A 767-nucleotide genomic window follows, 5' to 3' on the forward strand; every position below is an offset into this window, starting at 1 on the left:
GGTCGAAATGGCTCAGGCCGGGCTGATCGACAAGCCGGAAGCGGTGCGGCGCATCAACCCGGCCTCGCTCGACCAGCTGCTGCATCCGATGCTCGACCCCGATGCGAAGCGGACGCTCTTTGGCCGTGGCTTGCCCGCGAGCCCGGGTGCCGCTTGCGGCATCGTCGTCTTCTCCTCCGATGAGGCCGAGATGCGGGCGCAGAAGGGCGAGGCGGTCATTCTCGTTCGCATCGAAACGAGCCCCGAGGACATCCACGGCATGCATGCCGCCCGCGGCATCCTCACCACGCGCGGCGGCATGACCAGCCATGCGGCGGTGGTGGCCCGCGGCATGGGCCGCCCCTGCGTCTCGGGCGCCGGCGGCGTCGCGGTCGATTACGGCACGCAGACCCTCTCGGCCGGCGGCCGCACCGTGCGCGGCGGCGAGACCATCACGCTGGACGGCGCAACCGGCGAGATCTTTGTCGGTGCCGTGGCGATGATCGAGCCCGCGCTTTCGGGCGACTTCGGCATCCTGATGGGCTGGGCCGACGAGATCCGCACCCTCGCGGTGCGCGCCAATGCCGAGACCCCGCTCGACGCCGAAACGGCGCGCAAGTTTGGCGCCGAGGGCATCGGCCTCTGCCGCACCGAGCATATGTTCTTCGACCCCACCCGCATCGGCGCCGTGCGCCAGATGATCATGGCGGGCGACGAGGCGGGGCGACGCGTCGCGCTCGAGAAGCTGATGCCCTTCCAGCGAGACGATTTCATCTCGCTCTTCCGCA

1 protein-coding gene is annotated in these 767 nt (G+C 70.0%); it reads left to right on the forward strand.

Features of this window, described 5'->3' with window-relative positions; translation table 11 throughout:
* Nucleotides 1-767, forward strand: a 767-nt coding sequence (locus GSQ92_RS11340; protein ID WP_254066600.1) for a PEP-utilizing enzyme, incomplete at both ends; no start/stop codon positions are given.

The organism is Acidisoma sp. S159 (assembly GCF_009766125.1).
Classification (GTDB): Bacteria; Pseudomonadota; Alphaproteobacteria; order Acetobacterales; family Acetobacteraceae; genus Acidisoma.